18 protein-coding genes and 2 rRNA genes (1 of these 20 running past the window's edge) are annotated in these 26,045 nt (G+C 46.0%); 16 read left to right on the top strand and 4 right to left on the bottom strand.

The window, feature by feature from the left end:
- The 3 genes from FLM48_RS01575 to FLM48_RS01585 form a co-directional block, all read left to right on the top strand.
- Positions 1–2,112, top strand: a 23S ribosomal RNA gene (locus tag FLM48_RS01575) (it extends 781 nt beyond the left edge of the window).
- Between the two features lie 117 nt (positions 2,113–2,229).
- Positions 2,230–2,345 (top strand): 5S ribosomal RNA (gene rrf, locus FLM48_RS01580).
- A 1,035-nt stretch (positions 2,346–3,380) separates the two neighbouring features.
- Positions 3,381–4,655, top strand: a complete 1,275-nt coding sequence (locus tag FLM48_RS01585; protein ID WP_179023004.1) for a CinA family nicotinamide mononucleotide deamidase-related protein — start codon at positions 3,381–3,383, stop codon at positions 4,653–4,655.
- Between the two features lie 130 nt (positions 4,656–4,785).
- On the opposite strand, the gene FLM48_RS01590 is transcribed toward FLM48_RS01585, so the two are convergent.
- The 3 genes from FLM48_RS01590 to argE form a co-directional block, all read right to left on the bottom strand.
- Positions 4,786–5,331 (bottom strand): DUF1439 domain-containing protein, encoded by a 546-nt coding sequence (locus tag FLM48_RS01590; protein ID WP_179023006.1) that lies wholly within the window; start codon positions 5,329–5,331, stop codon positions 4,786–4,788.
- Positions 5,328–7,964, bottom strand: coding sequence for a phosphoenolpyruvate carboxylase (gene ppc / locus FLM48_RS01595; protein ID WP_179023008.1), 2,637 nt, complete (start codon positions 7,962–7,964; stop codon positions 5,328–5,330). The genes FLM48_RS01590 and ppc overlap by 4 nt, the downstream gene beginning before the upstream one ends.
- Positions 7,965–8,110: 146 nt before the next feature.
- Positions 8,111–9,262, bottom strand: a complete 1,152-nt coding sequence (gene argE / locus FLM48_RS01600; RefSeq protein WP_179023010.1) for an acetylornithine deacetylase — start codon at positions 9,260–9,262, stop codon at positions 8,111–8,113.
- 261 nt (positions 9,263–9,523) lie between these two features.
- On the opposite strand from argE, the gene argC reads away from it, so the two are divergent.
- The 5 genes from argC (at position 9,524) to argH (ending at position 14,991) form a co-directional block, all read left to right on the top strand.
- Positions 9,524–10,507: an N-acetyl-gamma-glutamyl-phosphate reductase gene (gene argC / locus FLM48_RS01605; RefSeq protein WP_028774577.1), complete on the top strand. Its 984-nt coding sequence runs from the start codon at positions 9,524–9,526 to the stop codon at positions 10,505–10,507.
- Between the two features lie 20 nt (positions 10,508–10,527).
- Positions 10,528–11,310 carry an acetylglutamate kinase gene (gene argB / locus FLM48_RS01610; RefSeq protein WP_372847463.1) on the top strand — a complete coding sequence of 261 codons (783 nt, stop codon included), beginning with the start codon at positions 10,528–10,530 and terminating at the stop codon, positions 11,308–11,310.
- A gap of 53 nt (positions 11,311–11,363) precedes the next feature.
- On the top strand, positions 11,364–12,272 hold the full coding sequence (locus FLM48_RS01615) for an ornithine carbamoyltransferase (protein ID WP_179023014.1): 909 nt from the start codon (positions 11,364–11,366) through the stop codon (positions 12,270–12,272).
- Positions 12,273–12,334: 62 nt separating this feature from the next.
- Complete coding sequence (locus tag FLM48_RS01620; RefSeq protein ID WP_179023016.1) at positions 12,335–13,555, top strand: argininosuccinate synthase; 1,221 nt, start codon at positions 12,335–12,337, stop codon at positions 13,553–13,555.
- Positions 13,556–13,626: 71 nt separating this feature from the next.
- Complete coding sequence (gene argH / locus FLM48_RS01625) at positions 13,627–14,991, top strand: argininosuccinate lyase (RefSeq protein ID WP_179023018.1); 1,365 nt, start codon at positions 13,627–13,629, stop codon at positions 14,989–14,991.
- 138 nt (positions 14,992–15,129) lie between these two features.
- Here the strand turns inward: argH and FLM48_RS01630 are convergent, their stop codons facing one another.
- Entirely contained in the window at positions 15,130–17,673 is a 2,544-nt protein-coding gene (locus FLM48_RS01630) for a penicillin-binding protein 1A (RefSeq protein WP_179023020.1), read from the bottom strand.
- A 184-nt stretch (positions 17,674–17,857) separates the two neighbouring features.
- Here FLM48_RS01630 and FLM48_RS01635 point away from each other — a divergent pair, with 184 nt between their 5' ends.
- From FLM48_RS01635 to FLM48_RS01670, 8 genes are all read left to right on the top strand, one after another.
- Positions 17,858–18,937 (top strand): pilus assembly protein PilM, encoded by a 1,080-nt coding sequence (locus FLM48_RS01635; protein WP_028774583.1) that lies wholly within the window; start codon positions 17,858–17,860, stop codon positions 18,935–18,937.
- The gene (locus tag FLM48_RS01640) at positions 18,925–19,506 is read left to right on the top strand and encodes a PilN domain-containing protein (RefSeq protein WP_028774584.1); all 582 of its coding nucleotides are present in this window, start codon (positions 18,925–18,927) and stop codon (positions 19,504–19,506) included. The genes FLM48_RS01635 and FLM48_RS01640 overlap by 13 nt, the downstream gene beginning before the upstream one ends.
- A complete protein-coding gene (locus FLM48_RS01645) occupies positions 19,503–20,120 on the top strand; it encodes a type 4a pilus biogenesis protein PilO (RefSeq protein WP_028774585.1) in 618 nt (205 codons plus the stop codon). Before FLM48_RS01640 ends, FLM48_RS01645 begins: the two co-directional genes overlap by 4 nt.
- Before the next feature lie 2 nt (positions 20,121–20,122).
- Positions 20,123–20,638 carry a pilus assembly protein PilP gene (locus FLM48_RS01650; protein WP_028774586.1) on the top strand — a complete coding sequence of 172 codons (516 nt, stop codon included), beginning with the start codon at positions 20,123–20,125 and terminating at the stop codon, positions 20,636–20,638.
- Positions 20,639–20,707: 69 nt separating this feature from the next.
- Complete coding sequence (locus FLM48_RS01655; RefSeq protein WP_372847464.1) at positions 20,708–22,711, top strand: type IV pilus secretin PilQ; 2,004 nt, start codon at positions 20,708–20,710, stop codon at positions 22,709–22,711.
- Between the two features lie 216 nt (positions 22,712–22,927).
- The gene (aroK, locus tag FLM48_RS01660) at positions 22,928–23,443 is read left to right on the top strand and encodes a shikimate kinase AroK (protein WP_028774588.1); all 516 of its coding nucleotides are present in this window, start codon (positions 22,928–22,930) and stop codon (positions 23,441–23,443) included.
- Positions 23,444–23,457: 14 nt separating this feature from the next.
- Complete coding sequence (aroB, locus tag FLM48_RS01665) at positions 23,458–24,534, top strand: 3-dehydroquinate synthase (protein ID WP_179023024.1); 1,077 nt, start codon at positions 23,458–23,460, stop codon at positions 24,532–24,534.
- 18 nt (positions 24,535–24,552) lie between these two features.
- A complete protein-coding gene (locus tag FLM48_RS01670) occupies positions 24,553–26,010 on the top strand; it encodes an AAA family ATPase (RefSeq protein WP_179023026.1) in 1,458 nt (485 codons plus the stop codon).
- The last annotated feature ends 35 nt before the right edge of the window (positions 26,011–26,045 follow it).

The following is a 26,045-nucleotide window of genomic DNA, read 5'->3' on the forward strand; positions in this document are numbered from 1 at the left end:
AAACCGGGAGATATCTGGTTCTCCTCGAAAGCTATTTAGGTAGCGCCTCGAGCGAATACCATTGGGGGTAGAGCACTGTTAAGGCTAGGGGGTCATCCCGACTTACCAACCCTTTGCAAACTCCGAATACCAATGAGTACTACTCGGGAGACACACGGCGGGTGCTAACGTCCGTCGTGGAAAGGGAAACAACCCAGACCATCAGCTAAGGTCCCAAAGTTATTGCTAAGTGGGAAACGATGTGGGAAGGCTTAGACAGCTAGGATGTTGGCTTAGAAGCAGCCATCATTTAAAGAAAGCGTAATAGCTCACTAGTCGAGTCGGCCTGCGCGGAAGATTTAACGGGGCTAAGCAATACACCGAAGCTATGGGTTCAATACTTTGTATTGAGCGGTAGAGGAGCGTTCTGTAAGCGGTTGAAGGTGAAGGGGTAACCCACACTGGACGTATCAGAAGTGCGAATGCTGACATGAGTAACGATAAAGGGAGTGAAAAACTCCCTCGCCGAAAGACCAAGGGTTCCTGTCCAACGTTAATCGGGGCAGGGTGAGTCGACCCCTAAGGCGAGGCCGAAAGGCGTAGTCGATGGGAAACGGGTTAATATTCCCGTACTTCTGCTAACTGCGATGGAGAGACGGAGAAGGCTAGGCTAGCGCGGCGTTGGTTGTCCGCGTTTAAGGCTGTAGGTGGTGCACTTAGGCAAATCCGGGTGCGCATACACTGAGAGTTGATGACGAGGTCCTAAGGGACTGAAGTAGTTGATGCCATGCTTCCAGGAAAATCTTCTAAGCTTCAGGTTAGTAGGAATCGTACCCCAAACCGACACAGGTGGTCGGGTAGAGAATACCAAGGCGCTTGAGAGAACTCGGCTGAAGGAACTAGGCAAAATGGTACCGTAACTTCGGGAGAAGGTACGCTGCTGTTGGTGATGGGACTTGCTCCCTAAGCTGACGGCAGTCGCAGATACCAGGTGGCTGCAACTGTTTATCAAAAACACAGTACTGTGCAAAATCGCAAGATGACGTATACGGTATGACGCCTGCCCGGTGCCGGAAGGTTAATTGATTGGGTTATCTTCGGAGAAGCTCATGATCGAAGCCCCGGTAAACGGCGGCCGTAACTATAACGGTCCTAAGGTAGCGAAATTCCTTGTCGGGTAAGTTCCGACCTGCACGAATGGCGTAATGATGGCCACGCTGTCTCCAGCCGAGACTCAGTGAAGTTGAAATTGCGGTGAAGATGCCGTATACCCGCGGCTAGACGGAAAGACCCCGTGAACCTTTACTATAGCTTGGCACTGAACATTGACCCTACATGTGTAGGATAGGTGGGAGACTTTGAAGCAGGAACGCCAGTTCTTGTGGAGTCAACCTTGAAATACCACCCTTGTAGTGTTGATGTTCTAACTCTGGCCCCTGAATCGGGGTTGAGGACAGTGCCTGGTGGGTAGTTTGACTGGGGCGGTCTCCTCCCAAAGAGTAACGGAGGAGCACGAAGGTTGGCTAAGTACGGTCGGACATCGTACGGTTAGTGCAATGGCATAAGCCAGCTTAACTGCGAGACATACACGTCGAGCAGGTGCGAAAGCAGGTCATAGTGATCCGGTGGTTCTGAATGGAAGGGCCATCGCTCAACGGATAAAAGGTACTCCGGGGATAACAGGCTGATACCGCCCAAGAGTTCATATCGACGGCGGTGTTTGGCACCTCGATGTCGGCTCATCACATCCTGGGGCTGAAGTCGGTCCCAAGGGTATGGCTGTTCGCCATTTAAAGTGGTACGCGAGCTGGGTTCAGAACGTCGTGAGACAGTTCGGTCCCTATCTGCCGTGGGCGTTGGATGATTGAAGGAAGCTGCTCCTAGTACGAGAGGACCGGAGTGGACGAACCGCTGGTGTTCGGGTTGTTATGCCAATAGCATTGCCCGGTAGCTACGTTCGGAATCGATAACCGCTGAAAGCATCTAAGCGGGAAGCGAGTCCTAAGATGAGTCATCCCTAGGAATTTAATTCCTCTAAAGAGCCGTTCGAGACTAGGACGTTGATAGGCATGGTGTGTAAGCGTTGTGAGGCGTTGAGCTAACATGTACTAATGACTCGTGAGGCTTAACCATACAACCCTAATGGGTTTTACTGGTGGTGAAACTTACAGAAGAATACAGACACTTGATTGAAGTGGACTTGCCTGAATAGGGCGTAAATAATTAGCTTTCTAAATTGTACCAAATTTGTCTGGAAACCATAGCATTGTGGTCCCACCTGATCCCATCCCGAACTCAGAAGTGAAACGCAATTGCGCCGATGGTAGTGTGGGGTCTCCCCATGTGAGAGTAGGTCATTTCCAGGCGCCTATTTAAGTGAAGAAGCCACCTTATTAAGGTGGCTTTTTTGCGTTTGGAGCATAGTGAAATAGGCTAGCTAATGGCTCGAATGAGCCAGTATTTATATCAGGTGGCTTATCCACTTAAGCACGTGTGTGCAATACCTACTCCCTACGTCACCCCGTCGCTGAGCGAGGTCTCCAGCTTCGTAACAAGTTACTCGCGCTTCAAAGCCCTTGAATGCAATGCATCCAAAGCAGGGCTTCTTCGCCCCCATGTGTTCGCTGCGCGAACCGAGTAGGCCATTTCCAGACGCCACTTTGGTTTTCACTTTTTAGAAAAGTGAAGACAAAACAGTAACGATAAATCCCCAGCACTTTGTGTTGGGGATTTTTTCGTTTAACGGGCTTTGAAATGACACTCGAACATGGGGAAGTAAAAAGTCCGAACGTAGTGAGGCTCAATACCCATGTGGAGTAGGGCGAAGTGAGTGCGTTTATGAAGCGCAGCTTCATGCACTTATGTAGCGCGGAGAGCGCGCTCGAAGCTGGCCATTTCCAGACGCCACTTTGGTTTTCACTTTTTAGAAAAGTGAAGACAAAACAGTAACGATAAATCCCTAGCACTTTGTATTGCGGCTTTTTTCGTATATACGCTGACCAAAATTGTTCCAGACAATTTAAGGCACTTCCTATATCCATATAGGTCGCGCGAAAAGAACGACTCACTACGTCGACTCACCGCTACACTGAACCTGAAGTTTTATCCATGGGTTTCCGGCATTCTTAACTTCTCGGGTTTAGGACTCGCAAAATGTTTTCCTGCTAGCGATTTAGTAAGTCAGTCAGCTACAAGGTCATAGTTGTTGGTGACATCCGGTGATATCCATCAATTGTCCACTATAACGGGCTGGATCTTAAGTCGTTCTAATAGTGATTGTGATTGGTCAATTGGCTGGCAGCGAATAATGCCAATGTCATGGTAAATAGATGCTAAAGACCTATTGCTATTCGCGCTAGGCTTGCATAGTTTAACGGAACTAATTTTCTCCGGAGATAAAGATGAAGCTTGAGTTGATTTGCACTGGCGAGGAAGTACTAGCTGGCCAGATTGTGGATACCAACGCTGCTTGGTTTGCTAATACCATGATGGAGCAAGGTATTGAGTGTCAGCGTAAAACAACGGTTGGCGATCGCCTGTCTGATCTCGTTGAGATATTCAAAGAGCGTAGTCTGGTAGCTGATATTATTCTGGTTAACGGTGGCTTAGGCCCAACCTCTGATGACCTATCCAGTGAAGCCGCTGCTGAGGCATTAGGGGAGCCGTTAGTTGAAAATAGCCAATGGCGTCAGCGATTAGAAGATTGGTTTACCCGCAATGGCAGAGTTATGTCACCGAGTAACCTTAAGCAAGCGTTGTTACCCGAGTCCGCGGTGATGATTGATAATCCAGTTGGTACTGCGTGTGGTTTTGCAGTCAAGCTTAACCGAGCTTGGCTATTCTTTACACCCGGTGTGCCTTTTGAGTTTAAGGCGATGGTTAAAGATCAATTTATCCCGTTTATTAATGAGCGTTTTGATGCAGGCGAAGTCACCCAAGTGACTAAGCTGTTGACCTTAGGTTCCGGTGAGTCAGCCTTGGCAGATAAGCTGCAGGCATTAACTCTACCGAGCGGAATTACGCTCGGTTATCGCTCTTTCATGCCGTACATAGAAATAAAGCTGTTTGCCCGTGGTGAGGCAGCTATTGAGCAAATTGAAGATACCGTACAATTATTAGAGGCGGCTCTGGGTACTGCAGTGGTTTGTCGCGACTGTGATAGCCTAGCAAAAGCGGTACATAATCAATTGGTCAATTCAGGTTTAGGGCTAAGTGTTGCAGAGTCTTGCACCGGTGGAGCCATTACCAGTGGGTTAGTTGCCTTTCCCGGTAGCTCAACCTACTTGCATCAAGGGCTGGTTACCTATAGCAATGAATCAAAGGTAAAAGTATTAGGTGTTAAGCCTGAGACTTTAGATGACCAAGGCGCTGTATCTATCGCTGTTGTTGAGCAGATGGCCTCAGGTGCCCGCAATATATTAGGCAGTGATTTCGCTCTAGCAACGAGTGGAATTGCCGGCCCTGAAGGAGGCAGCGATGCAAAGCCAGTGGGTACTGTTGCTATAGCGTTGGCGACTAAAAGCGCAGTGTATAGTCAGATGTTGAAGTTCCCAAGTCGCTCTCGAGACTTAGTGCGTAGTATGAGCACCGCAGTGGCTTACGATATGCTCAGGCGAGAGCTGGCTCAGCAAGCTGTCATTGTTGACTATCCTTCAGCTAAGCGATTTGCTAAGTAGCCCAAGACGTTGAATGACAGTGGGTGATTGTTAACAGGCAGTAGCAAGCGGATAAAAGCGAAAAGCGGCCAGATTAGCGGCCGCTTTTTGATTGAATTAAAACTATGCACTGATGTTTACAGTGGCTAGGTTACTCATTAAAGATCAGCTTGAGTTTTCCAGGGACGACTTCAATCCGTTTAGTCATTTCAGCAAGTAAGGCTTGATTACCATCTTGGGTATCAAGTACGTAGACTGGCTGAGTCTCCAAAAAGTGACGTACAAACCCCATCATCTGGGGTGCGACGGGATTAATCGCCTTTTCTATATCATCCGGTGTCGATTCGACCTTAGTGAGGCTGAGATCTTTAAGGTACACCGCATGTTTATCTGGGTCATACCAAGGTTTAGCTTCAAAGGTTGTGGTGACTTCAGCTTTGATCGGCATAATCGGGTTACGCACTTTCACTAAACTGTGCGCTGTCACTGCCATAATCTCAGGTTTATCACCCAAGTTGACGTCAATCTCAGCAATGGTCAGTTCTATGCCAAAAAACTGATTGCCTTGTTTGACCTCAAAATGAATCTCGTCTGATAGGTAACCTTCTAACTCTCGCTCAGAAATGCTGTATTGACTGACACAGCCAGTCAATAGCAGCGTTGCGAGTATTAGGGGCGCTGATTTGAGGCTGATCATCCAGTATTTCTCATACCAGCAGCGACACCAGCAATGGTGAGCATTAATGCCAGTTCAATGTCTTTGGTATGGCCTTGGTCTTTACGTGTACGGGCAAGTAACTCGGCCTGCAAGAAGTTTAATGGGTCGATGTACGGATTACGTAACTCTACCGATTCCCGGTTCCAAGGCGTGTGAGACATGAGGGCTTCAGCCTGGGTGAGCTGCAGTACTGCATCAATGCCGGTTGCCATACGTTCGCGCAGGGCATCTCCCAAGTGATGTAGGCTAGGGTCTACTAAGCAGGTTTCGTAGTATTTAGCCAAATTGGGTTCAGCTTTGGCATACACCATCTCTAGCATTGATATTCTGGTTTCAAAGAATGGCCATTGGCTGGCCATCTCTTGCAGTAACGGCATTTTGCCTTGGCTAGCTACTGACTGTAATGCTTCTCCTGCACCTAGCCAGGCTGGCAACATGAGTCGGTTTTGTGACCATGCAAAGATCCATGGAATTGCTCGTAAGCTTTCAATGCCTCCGTCTATACGGCGTTTAGCTGGGCGGCTGCCTAGTGGCAATTTACCAAGTTCAACCTCTGGCGTTGCCGCTCTAAAGTAGGCAACAAAATCAGGCTCGCCACGGACGATACTACGATAGGCCTCAACAGATTCATCAGCTAACTGCTGCATAGTGTCGCGCCAAGCTGGCTTTGGCACGGGTGGTGGTAGCAGTGTTGCTTCCATAACCGCTGAGGTATACAGCGCCAGACTTTGTACCGCCAGTTTGGGCAGGCCAAACTTAAAGCGGATCATCTCACCTTGTTCGGTAACGCGAATACGCCCATCCACAGAACCCGGCGGTTGCGATAGAATTGCTTGGTGAGCTGGTCCGCCACCTCGGCCAATGGTGCCGCCACGACCATGGAATAAAGTCAGCTTTATATCGGCTTGCTGGCATATTTCGACTAACTGCTCTTGTGCGCGGTATTGTGCCCATGCTGCCGCCATTACCCCGGCATCTTTAGCAGAGTCAGAATAACCAATCATGACTTCTTGAGTGCCTTTGCTATAACCGCGATACCAATCAATCTTCAATAACGCACTAATACAATCTGCGGCATTGTTAAGATCGTCTAAAGTTTCGAATAGTGGAACCACGCGCATTGGATGCGGGCAATTAGACTCTTTTAACAGTAGTAATACTGCTAACACATCTGATGGTTTGCTCGCCATAGAGATGACGTAAGATCCTAGCGCTTGTGCTGGTTGGCTAGCGACAAGTTTGCAAGTATTGAGTACTTCGGCGACATCGTCGCTTGGCGACCAGTTTGAAGGGATCAGTGGTCGTTTACCGGTTAGCTCGCGCAATAAGAATGCTTGCTTTTCTTGCTCATCCCAATGGTTGTAATCGCCTAAGCCCAAATAACGTGTCAGCTCGGCAATGACATTAGCGTGGCGCTCAGCATCTTGACGGATGTCCAGCTTCAGCATGTGAATGCCAAAACAGGCGATTCGGCGATGCATGTCGAGTAGCAGTCCGTTAGCGATTAAAGACATACCTTTGTCAGATAAGCTCTGATAAATAATGTCTAAAGGTGTTTTTAGATCTTCTTTGCACCATACAATTGAATCCCGAGCAACCTCAGGCTGATGACCTTCTAACCGCGCATTCAGGTAATCGATAGTGTTGCGAAGCTTCTGCCTTAACTCTCGCAAAATAATGCGATAAGGCTCATGGCTAGGTCCGGTTTGGGCTAATAGCTCATCGCTTGCTTCTTCCATTGATAACTCATTAACTAAGTTAACGATATCTTTAAGATACAGACGCGCAGCAGTGTGTCTATTTCTCAGCAGGACTTCTTCGGTCACTTTTGCGGTAACAAAAGGGTTACCGTCGCGGTCACCGCCCATCCAGCTAGAAAATCGTACCGGTGCAATATCGGTTGGAATTTGCTTGCCAGTACGCTCTTCTACCTGCTCGTTGAGCTGACGTAGAAAGTCTGGAATGGCTTGCCACAACGACACTTCAATGGTGCTGAGTCCCCAACGAGCTTCATCAACCGGAGTGGGTCGTTCATTACGAATTTCATTGGTATGCCATATTTGTGCTATCAGCTGGCGCAAACGTAAATGCTGCTGTTTCTTTTCGCGCTCACTCAGTTGGCCGTTCTCGAGGGTGGCTAAGCAATCAACAATGGCTGAGTACTTTTGAATGAGTGTGCGGCGTGAAATTTCTGTGGGGTGCGCGGTTAACACCAAGTCGATATCTAAACTTTCTAAGCAAGAAAGTACCTGTTGCTGGTCGACCTTGCCACTTAGCATACGCCCAAGTAGTTGCTCCACGGGGTCGGGCACGCATACTAGCTCATCACAATTGCGGCTGATGGTATGAAATTGCTCAGCGATATTGGCGAGATTCAAGAATTGGTTGAAGGCTTTTGCAAAAGGTACGAGCTCATCATCGGGTAAGGCCGTGAGCAGTGTTAGCATCTCTTCTCTTGCTGCACTGTCACCTTGGCGTGAGCTTTTGGCAAGGTGGCGAATTTGTTCAATTTTATCTAAGAATGCATCATCTAGGTCATTGCGAATCGTATCACCTAAAATTTGCCCTAAAGTACTGACATTAGACTTTAGTGATGCGTACATATCAGCCATACATGCTCCATAAAACAAGGTTAATCAATCACAATACCCAGCGTACCTCGAATGGGTCAATATAAGCCAGCGCAAAATACTGATCGTCTTTGCGCCAAATCATTTGTATTGCACTATCTGCTAAAAATTACCGCTTCTTGTTAGATTTATTTAATGCACGCTTGGTAAATTAGCTGTTTAAGCAATGCGACAGTTTTATCTAGATATAAGGTATCGATAAATTCATCCGGTTGATGTGCCTGGGCGATGCTACCGGGGCCTAACACCAGTGTTTGACAGCCTAGCTGATTAATATACGGTGCTTCCGTAGCATAGTTGACAACTTCTGGTTGTTGCTCGCTCAGCTTAGCGACCAACTGGCTCCAGCTATTATCTTTGCTGCCCGCAAAAGGTTCCGATGGCGGGTACAACTGGGCGACATTTATCGCACCAGGGTATTGGCTGTTTACCGGTGCCAAATATTGAATGATGAGTTGCTCTAGCTCTTCAATCGCTAAACCAGGTAGTGGCCGTATATCTAAGTGTAAGTCACAACATCCGCATATGCGATTAGCGGCATCACCACCGTGAACATGGCCTAAGTTCATGGTTGGGTACGGCACACTAAAGGCATTTTCCAAATAATTATCGGCGAGGTGCTGTTTGAGTTTAAGCAGTTGGCCAATAACCTGGTGCATAATTTCAATCGCATTTAGGCCATTTGCTGGATCCGAGGAATGGCCACTGCGACCTGTAACGCGAATGCCCTGTGCTAAATGGCCTTTATGCATATATACCGGCTTAAGACCGGTGGGTTCACCAATAATGGCATAGTCCGGCGCAATAGATTTAGCTTTAGCGAATGCTTTGGCACCATTCATTGTGGTTTCTTCATCCGCACTGGCCAATATGTACAGTGGCCGTTTAAATTGATCCAATGGCAAAGTTTTGAGCGCCTCGACAACAAGCGCAAAAAAGCCCTTCATATCGCAGGTGCCTAAGCCATACCATTTGTTGTTTTGCTCTGTCAGTGCAAATGGGTCATGTTGCCAGCGACCTTCATCATAAGGCACGGTATCAGTATGTCCTGCCAATAGTAGTCCACCCGTTCCACTACCGAGTGTTGCCACAAAGTTATGTTTTTCGCGTGTATCTGGAACAACATCTGACTGACACTGAAAACCTAAGTCGCTAAACCAATTATGCAAAAGTTGCACGACTCCATGATTGCTCATATCCAACTGACTTTCTAAGGCGCTAATTGATGGTGTAGCAATGAGTTCTGCAAAGCTGGTTTTTAAATCAGGTAAATTTTTCATGATGCACCTAAAAATATATATTCAAATATATTGCATAATTAGTTTTGTGTGGTAGTCTAGCAAACAGCTAAAGCAAGTACCATTAAATAAAGCACCAAATTGAGATAGAAAATGAATAATTCACATCAAAATATTAACAATAAGGCGATATGTAACGGCTTCCTGCGACGATAAACTTGTCAACTATTGGTATTTTACCAGGGCTTAAGTTGTGCCCCCTCTTTTTTACCCCGTTCAATTCAAACGAAGATTATTTAGATGATGAAAAGCATAGCAATTATTGGCGCTAGTGGTTACACAGGAGCGCAAATTACTTCTCTTATTCAAGCCGACCAACAGCTAACCATTCAAGGCTTGTATGTTTCTGAAAATAGTGTTGATAAAGGCAAGCCTCTTGCTGAACTTTATCCTGCATATAGCCACATCTCTGCTTGTTTATCACCGTTAACTGACGAGGCTAAGGCACTTATTGTTGATGAGGCCGATGCGGTTGTTTTAGCAACCGACCACGCAGTGAGTTTACATTTGGCAGCCTGGTTTTATGAGCAGGGGTTAGCGGTATTTGATTTAAGTGGCGCCTACCGGTTTGCCGACAGTGACCAATACCCTAAATGGTATGGTTTTGAACATACTCACCCAAAAACACTTGCACAAGCAGTATATGGGCTTGCTGAGTGGAATGCAGATCAGATTGCAGATAGCAAAATGGTTGCGGTACCAGGTTGCTACCCTACAGCATCATTAACCGGATTAAAGCCAATTGCACACCTACTGACAGAGACTCTGCCGGTGATTAATGCCGTTAGTGGTGTGACGGGAGCGGGACGTAAAGCACAGTTACACACAAGCTTTTGTGAAGTGAGCTTAACGCCATATGGTGTGCTAGGTCACAGGCATCAACCTGAAATAGCGACACATTTAGGTCAAGAGGTTATCTTTACTCCGCACCTAGGTAATTTTAAGCGCGGCATATTGGCTACCATTACTGTGCAATTAAAGCCAGGCACAACAACAACTGACATTATTGATGCCTATAGTGTTTATGACGATAAGCCTCTTGTGACGGTGAAACAAAATCAATTCCCTAAAGTTGATGATGTGGTCAATACTGCTTTTTGCCATTTAGGCTGGAAGTTTGATGAAAGCAATCAATACTTGGTCATTGGTAGCGCCATAGATAATTTGATGAAAGGTGCAGCAAGCCAAGCGCACCAATGCATAAAGATTCATTTTAAATACGCGTAACAACTAGCACCGTGAGTGAGATATCAGCAATGAAGCAAGTTTTAGTATTAAAGGTCGGTGGAGCGTTATTACAGTCTGAAGCCGGCATGGCTCAGTTGATGACAACAGCCGGCAAAATTATCGCGGCTGGCACGCAACTTATTTTAGTTCACGGCGGCGGGTGTTTGGTCGATGAGCAATTGGCTGCTAACGGTATGAGTAGCGAAAAGCTTGATGGTCTTAGAGTAAGTCCTGCTGAGCACATGCCTATTGTTGTAGGCGCGTTGGCGGGAACAGCAAATAAGATGCTACAAGCGGCAGCGGCTAAAGCTGGCGTAACGAGTGTCGGACTCAGCCTTGCAGATGCCAATATGGTGAAAGCGACAATCAAAGATCCACGTCTTGGTTATGTGGGTGAGGTCAGTGCAAACGATCCGAGTCTATTGACTTACTTACTACAGCAATCTTGGATGCCAATTATTAGCTCAATTGCGATTGATGCTAATGGTGCCCAATTAAATGTTAACGCCGATCAAGCCGCTAGCGTGCTGGCTAAGCTTGTGGGTGGTCAATTAGTGCTACTTTCAGATGTGCCTGGCGTACTAAATGCAGAAGGTGAGCTTGTTAATCAGTTAACTTTGCAGCAAGCCGAACAGCTTACCCAAGAAGGCGTGATTGCCAAAGGGATGAAAGTAAAGGTTCAAGCGGCGTTCGATGTGGCGCAAGCAACAGGCCAGACTGTGCAAGTAGCCTCTTGGAAAGACAGTGAACAGTTAATGTTACTAGCACAAGGTGAATGTGTTGGTACTCAAATTTTACCTTAGTGATTAACAGAGCAGAAAACGGTTAACTCTGTTAACCATGGGAGCGATAGAAGATGAACCATTTACTTTCGATAAAAGATTTAAGCCAAGCCCAATTAGTTGACCTATTGAGCTTAGCCAAAGAAATTAAAGCCAACCCTAAGCAATACCAAAATGCACTAGCAGGTAAAAGTGTGGTGATGCTATTTGAAAAGCCATCACTACGTACTCGGGTAAGCTTCGACATTGGTATTAATAAGCTTGGCGGTCATTGTTTATACCTAGACCAGCAAAATGGCGCATTGGGTAAACGTGAGCCAGTTTCTGATTTTGCCGCTAATATTTCATGTTGGGCTGACGCGATTGTGGCGCGTACATTTGCTCACTCGACCATCGAAGGTTTAGCAGAGTATGGCAGTGTGCCCGTGATCAACGCACTGTCTGATATGTATCACCCATGCCAGGGGTTAGCTGACTTTCTCACGTTGTCTGAACAGTTCGATGATTTATCTAAAGTGAATCTAGCCTATGTGGGCGACGGCAATAATGTGACGCACAGCTTGATGTACGGCGCTGCTATTTTAGGTGTCAACCTGACGGTAATTTGTCCTCAAGGGCATTTCCCTGATGGCCAAGTTGTTGTTGAGGCACAAGCGTTGGCTGCGAAACATGGCGGTAAGTTGGTGCTGAGTTCAGACATTAATGATATTGCTAATCATGATGCCATTTATACCGACACTTGGATTTCGATGGGTGACAATGCCGATTTAGCCGACATTAAAGCCAAGTTTGGTCCGTATCAGGTTAACAGCGAATTGATGCAGCAAGCTGGCGCAAACTTCTTTATGCATTGCCTACCGGCGTATCGCGGTGTGGAAGTGACAGCTGACGTGGTTGACGGCGAAGGTTCGTTGATTCTGCATCAAGCTGAGAATCGTATGCATGCACAAAATGCCGTTTTAGTTACTTTGTTGGCTGATTAGTCATACAGTATTTTAAGTTATCGAGCTGTGTTGCTCTTAGTAAAGATTTTTAGGAAATAGTTATGTCGAATCAAACCAATACATCAGTTAAAAAAGTAGTACTAGCATACTCAGGTGGCCTCGATACCTCTGCAATCATCCCATGGTTGAAAGAAACCTATAATGATTGCGAAATTGTCGCTTTCTGTGCTGATGTTGGTCAAGGTGATGAAGAGCTTGAAGGCCTACATGAAAAAGCCATCGCTTCAGGTGCTTCAGAGTGTTATATCGTCGACCTAAAAGAAGAGTTGGTGGCCGATTACATTTACCCAACTATCGCGACGGGTGCGATTTATGAAGGTACTTATTTACTCGGTACCTCAATGGCAAGACCGATTATCGCCAAAGCTCAGGTTGAAGTTGCCCGTAAAGTGGGTGCAGATGCCGTATGTCATGGTTGTACCGGTAAAGGTAATGACCAAGTACGTTTTGAAGGTTGTTTTGCTGCATTGGCGCCAGATTTGAAAGTGATTGCACCTTGGCGTGAATGGGAAATGGTAAGCCGTGAAGACCTGCTGGACTATCTTGCTGAGCGTAATATCGAGACCACAGCGTCTGCAACTAAAATTTACAGCCGTGATGCCAACGCGTGGCATATTTCCCACGAAGGTGGCGAGCTAGAAGATCCATGGAACGAGCCAACAAAAGGCGTGTGGACTATGACAGTTGCGCCAGAAGATGCACCGGATGCTCCTGAATACGTGACTTTAGCGGTTGAGAAGGGTCAAATCACTCAGGTTAATGGTGAGCAATTAAGCCCATACGCTGCTTTGATGCAACTTAATGCGATTGCTGGTGCGCATGGTGTGGGCCGGATTGATATTACCGAAAACCGTTTAGTGGGTATGAAATCACGTGGTTGTTATGAAACGCCAGGTGGCACGGTGATGTTTGCTGCATTGCGTGCGATTGAAGAATTAGTGCTGGATAAGAGCAGTCGTGAATGGCGTGAGCAAATTGGTGCGCAAATGGCTCATCTTGTGTATGACGGTCGTTGGTTTACGCCGCTATGTGAATCGCTACTAGGTGCCTCAAAGCCTTTGGCTGACTTAGTGAATGGTGAAGTGGTCATTAAGCTTTACAAGGGCCAAGCTCATGCGGTTAAGAAGCGCTCACCAAACAGCCTGTATTCGGAAGAGTTCGCTACATTTGGCGAAGATGATGTATACAACCAGAAAGATGCTGAAGGTTTTATCCGTTTGTATTCTTTAGCTAGCCGTATTAGAGCGCTAAGCAATCAATAGTCTCAACTCATAAGTGAGTTAATGAAGGGGCGAGTATCGCCCCTCTATTTTATCAAATTCAGGAGCACATTATGGCCTTATGGGGTGGTAGATTTTCACAAGAGAGCAGCGCATTGTTTAAGCTTTTCAATGACTCTCTTCCAGTTGACTATCGGTTAATTGAGCAAGATATTGTTGGCTCTATTGCGTGGGCGGACGCGATAACGCAAGTCGGAGTATTAACTCAGCCAGAGTGCACTGAATTACAGGCTGCACTCAAGGAGCTATTGACCGAAGTTGCCGATAAACCAGAGCTCATCATCGCCTCTGGTGCCGAAGATATTCATAGTTTTGTTGAGCAATCTCTGATCGCTAAAGTGGGCGATTTAGGCAAAAAACTCCATACTGGTCGCTCTCGTAATGACCAAGTTGCGACAGATTTAAAACTGTGGTGTAAAAAAGAAGGCGCTCAACTACTCGCGTTACTGCAAAAACTCAAAGCAGCACTGCTAGATTTAACCGCCAGAGAACTTGATGCGGTTATGCCGGGCTACACCCATCTGCAGCGCGCGCAACCTGTTGCTTTTGGGCATTGGTGTTTAGCCTATGTAGAGATGTTTGAGCGAGATATTAGTCGTTTAGAAGATGCGCTTAAGCGTGCTGATACTTGTCCGTTGGGAACAGGGGCTTTAGCGGGTACTGCTTATCCGATGGATAGAGATCAGTTAGCTCAGTCATTGGGCTTTGCGGGCCCGACGTTAAATAGCTTAGATACTGTATCAGACAGAGATCATGTGATTGAACTGTGCAGCGATGCCTCAATCAGCATGATGCACTTAAGCAGAATGGCAGAAGATCTTATTTTCTTTAATAGTGGTGAAGCCGGATTTATTGAACTTGATGATCAAGTGACTTCAGGCTCGTCGCTAATGCCACAGAAAAAGAACCCTGATGCGCTAGAGCTGATACGTGGTAAAACGGGCCGTGTGTACGGTAGCCTAGTGGGTATCTTAACCACGATGAAGGCGTTGCCTTTGGCTTACAATAAGGACATGCAAGAGGATAAAGAAGGCTTATTCGACGTGATGGATAGCTGGTCTATCTGTCTAGAAATGGCCGCCTTAGTGTTATCTGGTCTGAAGGTTAATCGTGACAATACGCTTAGTGCTGCGCAGCAAGGTTATGCCAATTCAACTGAGTTAGCAGACTATTTGGTGGCTAAGGGCATGCCATTTAGAGAAGCGCATCATGTCGTCGGCGAAGTGGTTGTTGCAGCAATAGCACAGAAAAAGCCGTTAGAAGAATTTGCACTCGCTGACCTACAAGCTTTCGCCGATATTATTGGTGAAGATGTCTATGCGTGTTTGACCATTGAGTCCTGTCTAGCAAAACGGGAAGCGTTAGGCGGCACCGCAATAGTACAAGTACAAGCCGCTTTAGATGCTAAATTGAGTTGAAAATAATTCAATAAACAAAAAAACCTGCACTAGCAGGTTTTTTTATTTGATAGATAACAATTTTTTGGCGCAGAATAAAACCGGGTTAAAGCGAAAAACTGCAGTGATTTTGTCCTGTAATAACTGCAGTTATCAATATTATTGAAATAAGTCCTCTGTGGGGTCTTCAATAAATATATCGCTCTGATCTTGCTCTTCTTGGACATACTCAGTCGGTTCACTGCCCGCGATAAAGTACTCAAAAGAGCTGGTGTGGTCAGTTTTTCGAGTGAGCTTACCTGTGGCTAAATCAATCCTTGCAGAAACAATGCCTTCAGGCGGTAGCATCGGCTCTTGTGGTGTGCCATCAAGTGCTTCTTTCATAAACTCATTCCAACCCGGTCCCGCGGTTTTTGCGCCGGCTTCAGCCCCTGAGATTTGATCTTTAGCGCCATTAGCATTCCATGCGGTGCGACCAAGTTCTTTGCTATGGTCATCGAAACCAACCCAAACTGTGGTGGCCAGTTTAGGGTTGAATCCACTAAACCAAGTATCGCGGGATTCATTGGTGGTACCGGTTTTACCAGCAATGTCTCGGCGATTAACAACCCGTGCGGCTCGCCATGCCGTGCCGTTCCATCCGGTGCCTTTGCTCCAGTTGCCTCCACCCCAAATCACACTCTTAAGTGCTTCGGTGATTAGGAATGCATGTTGGCTTGAGACAATTTGCTCTGCAAAGCGTGACTCATCGTCACCGCAGGTCATTGTTGCTTGTGCAATTGTTGCTGGTGGGCTGCTGAGCTCTTGTGCCATAGCAGCAAATGGATCGTCTGCTGCCATCTGTGCCACATCACTCGCCGCTTCAGGAGTACAGGCTAAAGTTGGGTTTGCTTGTTCAATGACATTGCCGTAGCTGTCTTCAATACGTTCAATGAAGTAAGGTTCGACCTTGTAACCGCCATTGGCAAAAACACTGAAGGCCGTCACGACTTGTAGCGGAGTGACCGATGATGACCCTAGAGCAATGGATTCGTTGCGGGGGATATCGTCGCGGTCAAAGCCAAAGCGCACTAAAGTATCGATAGCGGTGTTCAAGCTGGTATAGCGCATCGCCCTTACTGCCATCACGTTTACCGATTGTGCTAAGCCGACGCGAAGACGAGTTGGCCCAGTATATCGATCTGGAGAGTTCTTTGGACGCCAGGCAATACCTTGGCGAGTATCCGCATTATTGATTGGCGCATTGTTGATGAGCGTGGCTAGGGTGTAGCCCTTTTCAAGCGCGGCAGTATAAATGAACGGCTTGATATTAGAGCCCAGCTGGCGTTTAGCTTGGGTCACACGGTTATACTGGCTGGTATGGAAGCTAAAACCGCCGACTAGGTTTTTAATTGCACCGTTATGGGGATCAAGTGAAACAATAGCGCTAGAGACTTCTGGTATTTGGGATAGCTGCCAAAACTCTCCATTGTTACGGATCCACACTTGTTGGCCTACTTCAAGGACATCGCTAGCCAGTTTAGGGGCTTTGCCTTGGCGCTTATTACTAATAAACGTCCGTGCCCACTTTAGGCCTTGCCAATCGATATCGATTGTTTCGCCCTTGGCATTAAGAACTTGGGCTTGTTGGTCTTCAACAGCAATCACTGCCGCGGGCGCCAACCCTTGAAAGCCGCGTGTTTTACTCAGTAGCGCTTTAATGTCACTTACCGCAGGAGCGGTGTCAGTCCATAACACCTTGGTGGCGCCGCGGTAACCATGGCGTTCATCGTAGGCATAAACATTATCTCTTAGGGCCTTTTGAGCCTTAAGCTGCAACGACGAATCGACAGTGGTGGTGATGTTGTAGCCACCGGTATACGCTTCCTCTTCGCCCAGTTTAGCCACTAAATAATCACGTGCCATCTCTGAAATATAGGGGGCGTATAAGTTTATCTCTGCACCATGATACTTGGCCGTTATCGGTGCGCGGGTGGCTTCTTCATACTGCGCTTGAGTAATGTTGTCTTTTTCTAGCATGCGCCCCAATACCCAATTACGACGATTCATTGCCCGTGCTGGGTTACGAATAGGGTTGGCGGCTGAAGGAGCTTGCGGTAAACCAGCAATCATTGCCATTTCTGGTAACGTCAGTTCATCAAGTTCTTTACCGTAATAGACCTGTGCAGCCGCACCTACACCATAGGCGCGGTTACCTAAGAACGAACGGTTTAAGTAAAGCTCGAGGATCTCTTGTTTGTTGAGCGCTTTTTCTATTTTTAATGCGAGGAAAATTTCTTTGATTTTTCGAATATAGGTTTTTTCTCTTGATAGGAAAAAGCCTCGTGCAACTTGCTGTGTAATGGTACTGGCACCTTGGCTCTTCTTACCCGTTGTCGCCAAAATGAGTGCCGCGCGCACAATACCAATTGGATCAATACCTTTGTGTTCAAAGAAGCGAGCGTCTTCGGTATCCAGTACCGCGTTAATCAATTGGGTCGGAACTTCTTCATATTCCACCGGGATCCGGCGCTTTTCACCAAATTGTGAAATCAGTTTACCGTCACTGCTATAGATGCGCAGTGGAGTCTGCAGTTTAACGGTCTTTAGGGTGGTGACGTCTGGGAGTTCTGGCAAGAAGTAAAAATAGGCTGCCGCAATAGCGCCAATACCTAAAAGGACCAGGCTAAAGAGCGCTATGATAATTCGTTTAAACCATTTCACCAGACAATTCCAATAATTTTAGTGGGTACAATAGTATATAAGGCGAGTGGCTATTGGTGAAGCAAAAATGGTTGTCAAAAAAATGGCAATTGTAAAACTCAGAAACATTTTGTACAAATATCTATAACGAGTTGATTTTGTGCTAATCTAATTGCTGAAACTATAACAAAAGTGACGATGGACTATGCTTTCAAACTTATGGAAGCGTCAGGCTCCGCAAATGGTGGGTATTGACCTTGGCTCACATGAAGTCAAGGCGGTATTGCTGAGTAAGACTGCTGATGGTTATAAAATTGTAAGTCACACCGCTGTGCCAATAAAAAAAGGCGCAATCAATGATCATGAGATCAAAGATAACGATGCCGTGCTAGATTCTCTTAGGAAAGTAAAACGTGCTTTGCCTAAAGGGGTTAAGTTTGCGTCGGTGGCGGTATCTGGCTCTGCGGTGATGACAAAAGTGATCTATATGGATGCCTCGCTAAATGAAGAGGAGATGGAAGCCCAAATTGAGATTGAGGCTGACAATCTGATCCCATATTCACTGGATGAAGTCAGCATTGATTTCGAAACCTTAAGTGTCAACAGTACCGACCCAACCAAAGTCGATGTGCTGCTTAGTGCTTGTCGTACTGAAAATATTGATGCACGCGTCGATGCACTTTATGACACCGGCATAGAAGCTAAAGTGGTTGATGTAGAGGGCTACGCCTTAGGCCGAGCCTACGAGATGATTGCTGCTCAATTACCTGAAGGCGCTGACAATAAAGTGGTTGCGCTGGTGGATATTGGCGCAAACATTACTACATTTGCAGTGGTTGAAGCCGGAGAGACCACCTTTGTGCGCGAACAAGCGTTTGGCGGCGAGCAGTTTACTCAATCCATCCTGTCCTTTTACGGCATGTCCCATGAGCAAGCAGAAAAAGCTAAACTAGAAGGTGACTTACCCCGCAATTACATGTTTGAGGTGTTATCGCCTTTTCAAACTCAGCTGTTACAGCAAATTAAACGAACTCTACAAATTTATTGCACCTCAAGTGGCAAAGATAAGGTCGACCATATCGTATTGTGTGGTGGCACATCTAAGCTTGAAGGTATGGCTAATTTGCTCACTAATGAACTGGGCGTACACACCATTATTGCAGACCCATTTCAAGGTTGTTTGCATGCCGATGAACAAGTGAAGACGCTACTGCAAGCCGATATTAGTAAGTACATGGTGGCATGTGGGTTAGCCTTGAGGAGTTATTCTGAATGGCGAACATAAACCTACTTCCTTGGCGAGAAGAAGCACGCGAGAAGCATAAGCGTGATTACTTGGGGATATTGGCACTGGTTTTCTTGGTGTCATCGCTTTTGGTTTATGTGGCTTTGATGGTTGTAGATTCAATGACCGAAGAGCAGCGTGGCCGTAACGCCTATCTCACATCAGAAATTCAGCTACTAGAAAAGCAAATAGCCGAAATTAAAAAGATTCGCGAACGTAAAAAAGATATTGAGCGTCGCACAGAAATTATTCTTAATTTACAACAAGCCAGAAACCTACCTACCCACGTTTTAGATGAGTTAGTGCGTATCGTGCCACCTGGCATTTACTTGTCGAGTATTGAAAAAAAGGGCAGCTTACTGTGGATTGAAGGACGCAGCGAATCTAACAACAACGTTGCCAATATGATGCGTAAAGTAAAAACGTCGCAGTGGTTACAAGACCCAAACATGCGTTCAATTATTTCTCAGCGTGAAGAGCTACGTCAATTACAGCGTTTCAGTTTGAAAGTCACCATTCGTGAAGTGAAAGTTGACGAAGCAGATAGCACACAAGGAGCGAGCCGATGAAACTCGATCTGAGTGAATTTAACGATATTGATTTTGAGAATATTGGCGGCTGGCCAACCCAAGTAAAAGTGGTGTTTGCTTTGATGTTGGCGGTATGTATTTTCGTCGCCAGTTACTTTTTATTTATTTCTGATGCAATTGCAGAGCTGGATAAAGAGCAGCAGCAAGAAGTGACCTTGAAGAATGACTTTAAGGCGAAATATCAGCTAGCAGCTAACCTTAAGTTATATCGTGAGCAACTCGCGGTGATGGAAGTGCAGTTTGCAGAGTTGCTGAAAATGCTGCCCTCACAGAATGAAATGCCAGGATTACTTGATGACTTAACCTTTGTCGCAACAGATGCGGGCTTAAAAATAGAAAGCTTAGATTGGCGCGAAGAGATTCAGCGTGATTTCTATATTGAGTTTCCTATTAGCATGTCTGTTGGCGGTGATTATCACGAGATGGGGCAACTGGTGAGTGGCGTGGCAAAATTACCCCGGATTGTCAGTTTGCATGATTTTGTCATTACCCGTGGTGAGACTGGCGAACTAGCCATGGAAATTTTAGCAAAAACTTATCGCTTTAAAGAAGGTGCTGAGTTACCGGCTGAAAAACCAGCGGGGGCTAAATAAGCATGAAAAAATTGTCATTAGTCTTATTGGCCTTTGGATTAACAGCGTGTTCAGGTGATCGTAGCGATTTAGAGTTGTTTGTGACTACCACCAAAGCACAGCATGTTGCTTATATTAAGCCGCTAGAAGAAACACCGAAATTTGAACACTATGCTTATCAAGCTGAACTGATGCGCAGCCCGTTTGTACCACCGTCACGAGAACTAACAGAAGAAGTGATTGATACAACTAAAGATTGCCTGCAGCCTGATTTAAAACGCCGTAAAGGGCGCTTAGAAACTTATGCGCTAGACAATCTAAAAATGCGTGGCACCTTGAGCGAGCGTGACACGATTTGGGCGTTAGTCGAAACCAATGATGGCAGTGTGTATCGTTTGGGTATTGGTGAGTACTTGGGGTTATATCATGGCCGAATTGCTAAAGTTACACCCCAAACAGTCGAAATAATTGAATTAATTCCAGATGGTTCTGGTTGCTGGGCTGAAAGAATGAGCAACATGGAACTGACTGGTGAATAACAAGCGAAGGATGTGGGAATAATGGAATCTTCTGCCGCGAGAAAAATGCTAAACAATATGTCGTCGCTAATGAAAGCGGTCACGACGACAACACTCTTAATGGCTTGGGCGTTTAATGCGTCAGCTGCCAATCGCTTGGTTGATGTAAAGTATCATGCAGTTGTTGATCATCAGTTGGAATTGCAGCTCACGTTTGAAAGTGCCGTGTCTGAACCTCAAATTGATCTTAATGCGTCACCTGCACAAATTATTTTGGGCTTTGATGACAGTATTTCTGGGTTAGAAAAAGATGTATTACCGATTGAAACTGTAGGGGTGACTACCGTCACTACCAGCCAAAATGGTGAGCGTCTCAATGTACAAGTCGATCTAGCTAAAGTTAAGGCTTATCAAGGTAAAGTGGTCGGTAACACCTACCGTTTAACCATCAATGATGAAGTGGCTAGCCGCGCAGACGGTGGTCAAAACCGTTTCATTAACGGCGTTAAAAACATTGATTTTAGACGTGACAAAGCCGGTGGTGGTGAGTTACTGGTTAAATTAAATAACGCTTCTGTTGCCGCTAACGTTGAGCAAGTGGGTGCGAAACTAGAGTTGAAGCTATACAACACAGATATCGGCTCAGATCTGCTCTATGTGATGGATGTACAAGACTTTGCGACACCAGTGAATAGTTTTGAGACTTTCAAAGAAGAGTTGACCACGCGTATTTTGGTGGATGTATCAGGTCAGTATGAGTACAACTATAAACAAGAAGGCAGTTTATTCCGCTTAAGTATCAAAAAGGCCGAGCGGATGACGGTCGTCAAGGAAGAAAAGAAATACGAAGGCCGCTCACTGTCATTGAACTTCCAAAGTATCTCTGTGCGTACCGTGTTGCAGATTATCGCAGACTATAATGATTTTAACTTGGTAACCAGTGATACGGTTGAAGGTGATATCACGCTACGTTTAGATGATGTTCCTTGGGATCAAGCTTTAGATTTGATTTTACAAACCAAAGGCTTAGATAAACGCGTTGAAGGCAATATTCTCATGATTGCTCCAGCGGAAGAATTAGCGATTCGTGAAAGCCAAGAGTTGAAAAACCAGCAAGAAGTGAAAGAGCTTGCACCTCTATTTTCTGAGTACCTACAGATTAACTATGCTAAAGCAACTGATATTGCTGATTTGCTCAAAGGCGAAGACTCAAGTCTGTTAACGACTCGAGGCAGTGTTGCTGTTGATGAGCGCACCAATACCTTGCTAGTGAAGGATACTGAAGAGAGCTTAGAAAATATTCATCGCTTGATTGAAGTGCTCGACATTCCCATTCGTCAGGTATTGATTGAGTCACGCATGGTGACGGTCAAAGATGATGTTTCAGAGGATTTAGGTATTCGCTGGGGGGTAACAGACCAGCAAGGCAGTAAAGGTACATCGGGCAGCTTAGAAGGCGCCAATGATATTGCCAACGGTATCGTCCCCAGCTTGGGCGACAGATTAAATGTTAATCTTCCAGCGGCAGTGGCTAACCCAACGAGTATTGCATTTCATGTGGCTAAGTTAGCCGATGGGACCTTGCTCGATTTAGAATTAAGTGCACTTGAGGTTGAGAGTAAAGGTGAGATTATTGCCAGTCCGCGTATTACCACCTCAAACCAAAAAGCCGCTTACATTGAGCAGGGTGTTGAAATTCCTTACGTTGAGTCAGCTTCAAGCGGTGCAACCACAGTACAGTTTAAAAAAGCGGTACTGTCACTGAGAGTTACACCGCAAATCACACCTGATAACCGCGTGATCCTCGACCTTGAGATCACCCAAGACTCGCAGGGTAAAACAGTTGATACGCCACTGGGCCAAGCGGTGTCGATTGATACCCAGCGTATTGGTACCCAAGTGCTAGTCGATCACGGTGAAACTATTGTTTTAGGTGGTATCTACCAACAACAATTAATCAATAAGGTGAGTAAAGTTCCTGTGTTAGGCGACATTCCATTTGTTGGCTACTTGTTCAGAAATACCTCTGATAAGAATGAACGCCAAGAATTACTTATCTTTGTGACCCCTAAAATCGTTTCAGAAGAGATCTAACTTACTATTTTTTCTCATATTGACGCTGGTGGGTCCTCCCCAGCGTCATGTGTTATAACGGATAATTTCATAGAATTCGCTGACTTCTCTTGCCTTCATAGGGGGTAAACTGAGATAATCCGCGGTCAAGTCTCATAAGAGCAAGGTAACATTTAAGGTCGGCCTGATTTTTTGGCTGGCGTAGGCAAACTTCATATAAGATTCAGACGTAAAGCAATGGCTGAAAAACGTAATATTTTCCTAGTAGGTCCTATGGGGGCTGGTAAAAGCACTATAGGTCGTCATCTCGCACAGATGCTTCATTTAGAGTTCCACGATTCAGATCAAGAGATTGAGAGCCGTACTGGCGCTGATATCGCTTGGGTGTTTGACGTTGAGGGTGAAGAAGGTTTTCGCCGTCGTGAAACACAAGTTGTTGCAGACCTTACCGAAAAACAAGGTATTGTCTTAGCAACTGGCGGTGGTTCTATTCAAAGCAAAGAGATCCGTAATAACCTTTCTGCACGCGGTATTGTGGTTTATTTAGAAACTACTATCGACAAGCAAGTAGCTCGTACTCAGCGTGATAAGCGCCGACCACTACTGCAAGTTGATGACCCAAGAGAAGTGCTAGAAAATCTTGCTGCAACTCGTAACCCTCTTTACGAAGAGATTGCTGATGTCATCGTTAAAACCGATGAACAAAGCGCTAAAGTTGTTGCAAATCAAATTATTGAACAGTTAGGCTTTTAAATTTAGGCGGAAAAATGAAGCAGATTCAGGTTGAACTTGGTGAACGTAGTTATCCTATTTTCATTGGCCGGGATCTTTTGCAACAAAGCGAGCTTTTTGCCGACTTTGTGCAGAACAAAAAGCTTCTAATCGTCACAAATGACACCATAGCGCCTTTGTATCTTAATCAGCTACAAGCGCTATTGGCATCATTTAACTGCGTTGAACCTGTTATTCTTCCCGATGGTGAGCAATACAAAACCCTTGCACAAACCGATGCTATCTATACTGCTTTATTAGAGCAGAATTTAGGTAGAGACACCGTGTTGATTGCATTGGGTGGTGGGGTTATCGGGGACATGACAGGTTTTGCTGCAGCCTGTTATCAACGTGGTGTTGATTTTATTCAGGTACCTACCACTCTACTTTCTCAAGTCGATTCTTCCGTTGGTGGCAAAACTGCCGTTAATCACCCGCTCGGGAAAAATATGATTGGCGCGTTTTATCAACCTAAAGTTGTCGTTATTGACACTCACTGTTTGCAGACATTGCCCCAGCGCGAGTTTGCAGCCGGTATGGCAGAAGTGATTAAGTATGGCATCATTTGGGATGCTGATTTCTTTGCTTGGTTAGAAAACAATGTTGCTGCGCTGAAGTCTCTCGATGAAGAGGCGCTTAAGTACGCAATTGCGCGCTGTTGTGAAATCAAAGCTGAAGTTGTTGAACAAGATGAGACAGAGCAAGGTGTAAGAGCATTACTCAATCTCGGACATACCTTTGGTCACGCTATTGAAGCTGAAATGGGCTATGGTGTATGGCTGCATGGTGAAGCTGTTGCGGCTGGCACGGTACTTGCTGCTAAAACTGCACAGGAGATGGGCTTAGTTAATGAGTCAATCGTTTGTCGGATCACCGCTCTATTTGATGCATTTGATTTGCCAACGGTCGCTCCTGAAACGATGAACTATCAGCAGTTTATCAAACATATGCGGCGCGATAAGAAAGTCCTTCAAGGTCAATTGCGACTAATACTGCCCAATGCAATGGGTCAGGCAGGTATTTACAGTGATGTACCTGAGTCCATTCTTGAAGAGGTCATTAGCCGCAACTAATTGTAGTGTGGTGGCAGAGTGACATTAAACTCTTCGTTTCTATTACCTAGTCAAGATGCATTGCTGCAGCGATTGCAGCATGTAGTGTTATACGGTCAGCAGCTTACGGTGCTCACTGGCGATGACGGCTGCGGTAAAACCAGCATTCTAACTGCATTGGTTGAAGAGCTCACCGAGGTAAGCAGTGCGTTTGTGACTTGCCCGATGCATTGTGATAGTGCAGAAATACGGCGAAAGATTTTGGTTCAACTGCTTAGCGAGCCGGCATTTGATGATGAAATCCCTATGCCTGAAACGCTGCTAAAGCTAGCTTCATCTTTACCCGCAGCTTCGCATATTGTGTTAGATGACGCCCATTACCTGCCGTTAGAGATATGGGCTGAGTGTATTGTATTAAGTCAGCTTTCACTTAATGGACGTCGTATCACGGTAACACTGTCTACTACATCTCAATACTTAGATTCAGTGATTGCTCAGTTACCTGAAAATGATGTGCCGATACTGCCTATGGTGGTGGAGCCACTAGACAATGAAGAGCGCGAAGGCTTGTACTACATTCTCTTGAGCCGCAGTGAACAAGTACCATTCACTCCGCGAGATATCGTCACTGAGCAGCTAGCAAAGCAAAATGGCCTGCCCGCAGAAGTGGTATCCTTGTTTGAACTTGCACTCAATGGCGAGCCCGAACCCACGCCACAAAAAGCCTGGTTAAAGCCAGCACTTGCGCTATTAGTGGCTGTATTGGTCAGCGTACTGGGCTATCTGTTGATTACTGATAGTGAACCGCAGCCAGTCAGTAGTAAAACGATGACGGTCAGCGAGGCACGAGCTCACGCGGTAAATCTGCAATACGCCCGTAACCTATTGCTGCCTTATTTTGAATATCGCGTTGAGTTAGCCAATCAAGCCAATACTGTCGCCACCGCATCTATTGACCCGGCTAAAATTGACCCCTTATCCGCTGAGCCTGATGCAGAGCTAAACAAGGCTACTGGCGATGCAAGCCAAATTAAGGCTACAACGCAAGATGCAGATATCGCGTCAAACTCAGCCAGCAAAGTAGAAACGTTCGCCGTGAACAGCGCGACGTCATCAGAACCCGCCGCCAAGATTACAGCGCCAACGAGTGAGCCACAATCACTACCGCAGCCGGCATTAGAGCTTGAATCGAGCACTGGCGCAGATACGTCGCCGACTCAATTAAAAGCTTATACATTACAATTGGCTAGTGTTAAGCAGCGTAAGTCACTACAACAGATACTGGCGCGATTTGCAGATGATCCACAAGTCAGAGTGGCTAAAGATAAGCAGCGTTGGGTGGTGCTATATGGCGACTTCGTCAGTAATACAGAAGCGCTGCAACAAGGACAAAAATTGGTGTCGCAATATGGCATCAGTCAACCATGGTTGCGAGCTTGGAAAGATATTGGCCATTATGATCTGCAGAAGGCGCTTCCTAGTCGTGAAATTCCATAATAAACAGAGTACAATCGTCAGCTTGTTTTCTCGTA

The organism is Shewanella sp. Scap07 (assembly GCF_013394145.1).
Lineage (GTDB): Bacteria > Pseudomonadota > Gammaproteobacteria > Enterobacterales > Shewanellaceae > Shewanella > Shewanella waksmanii.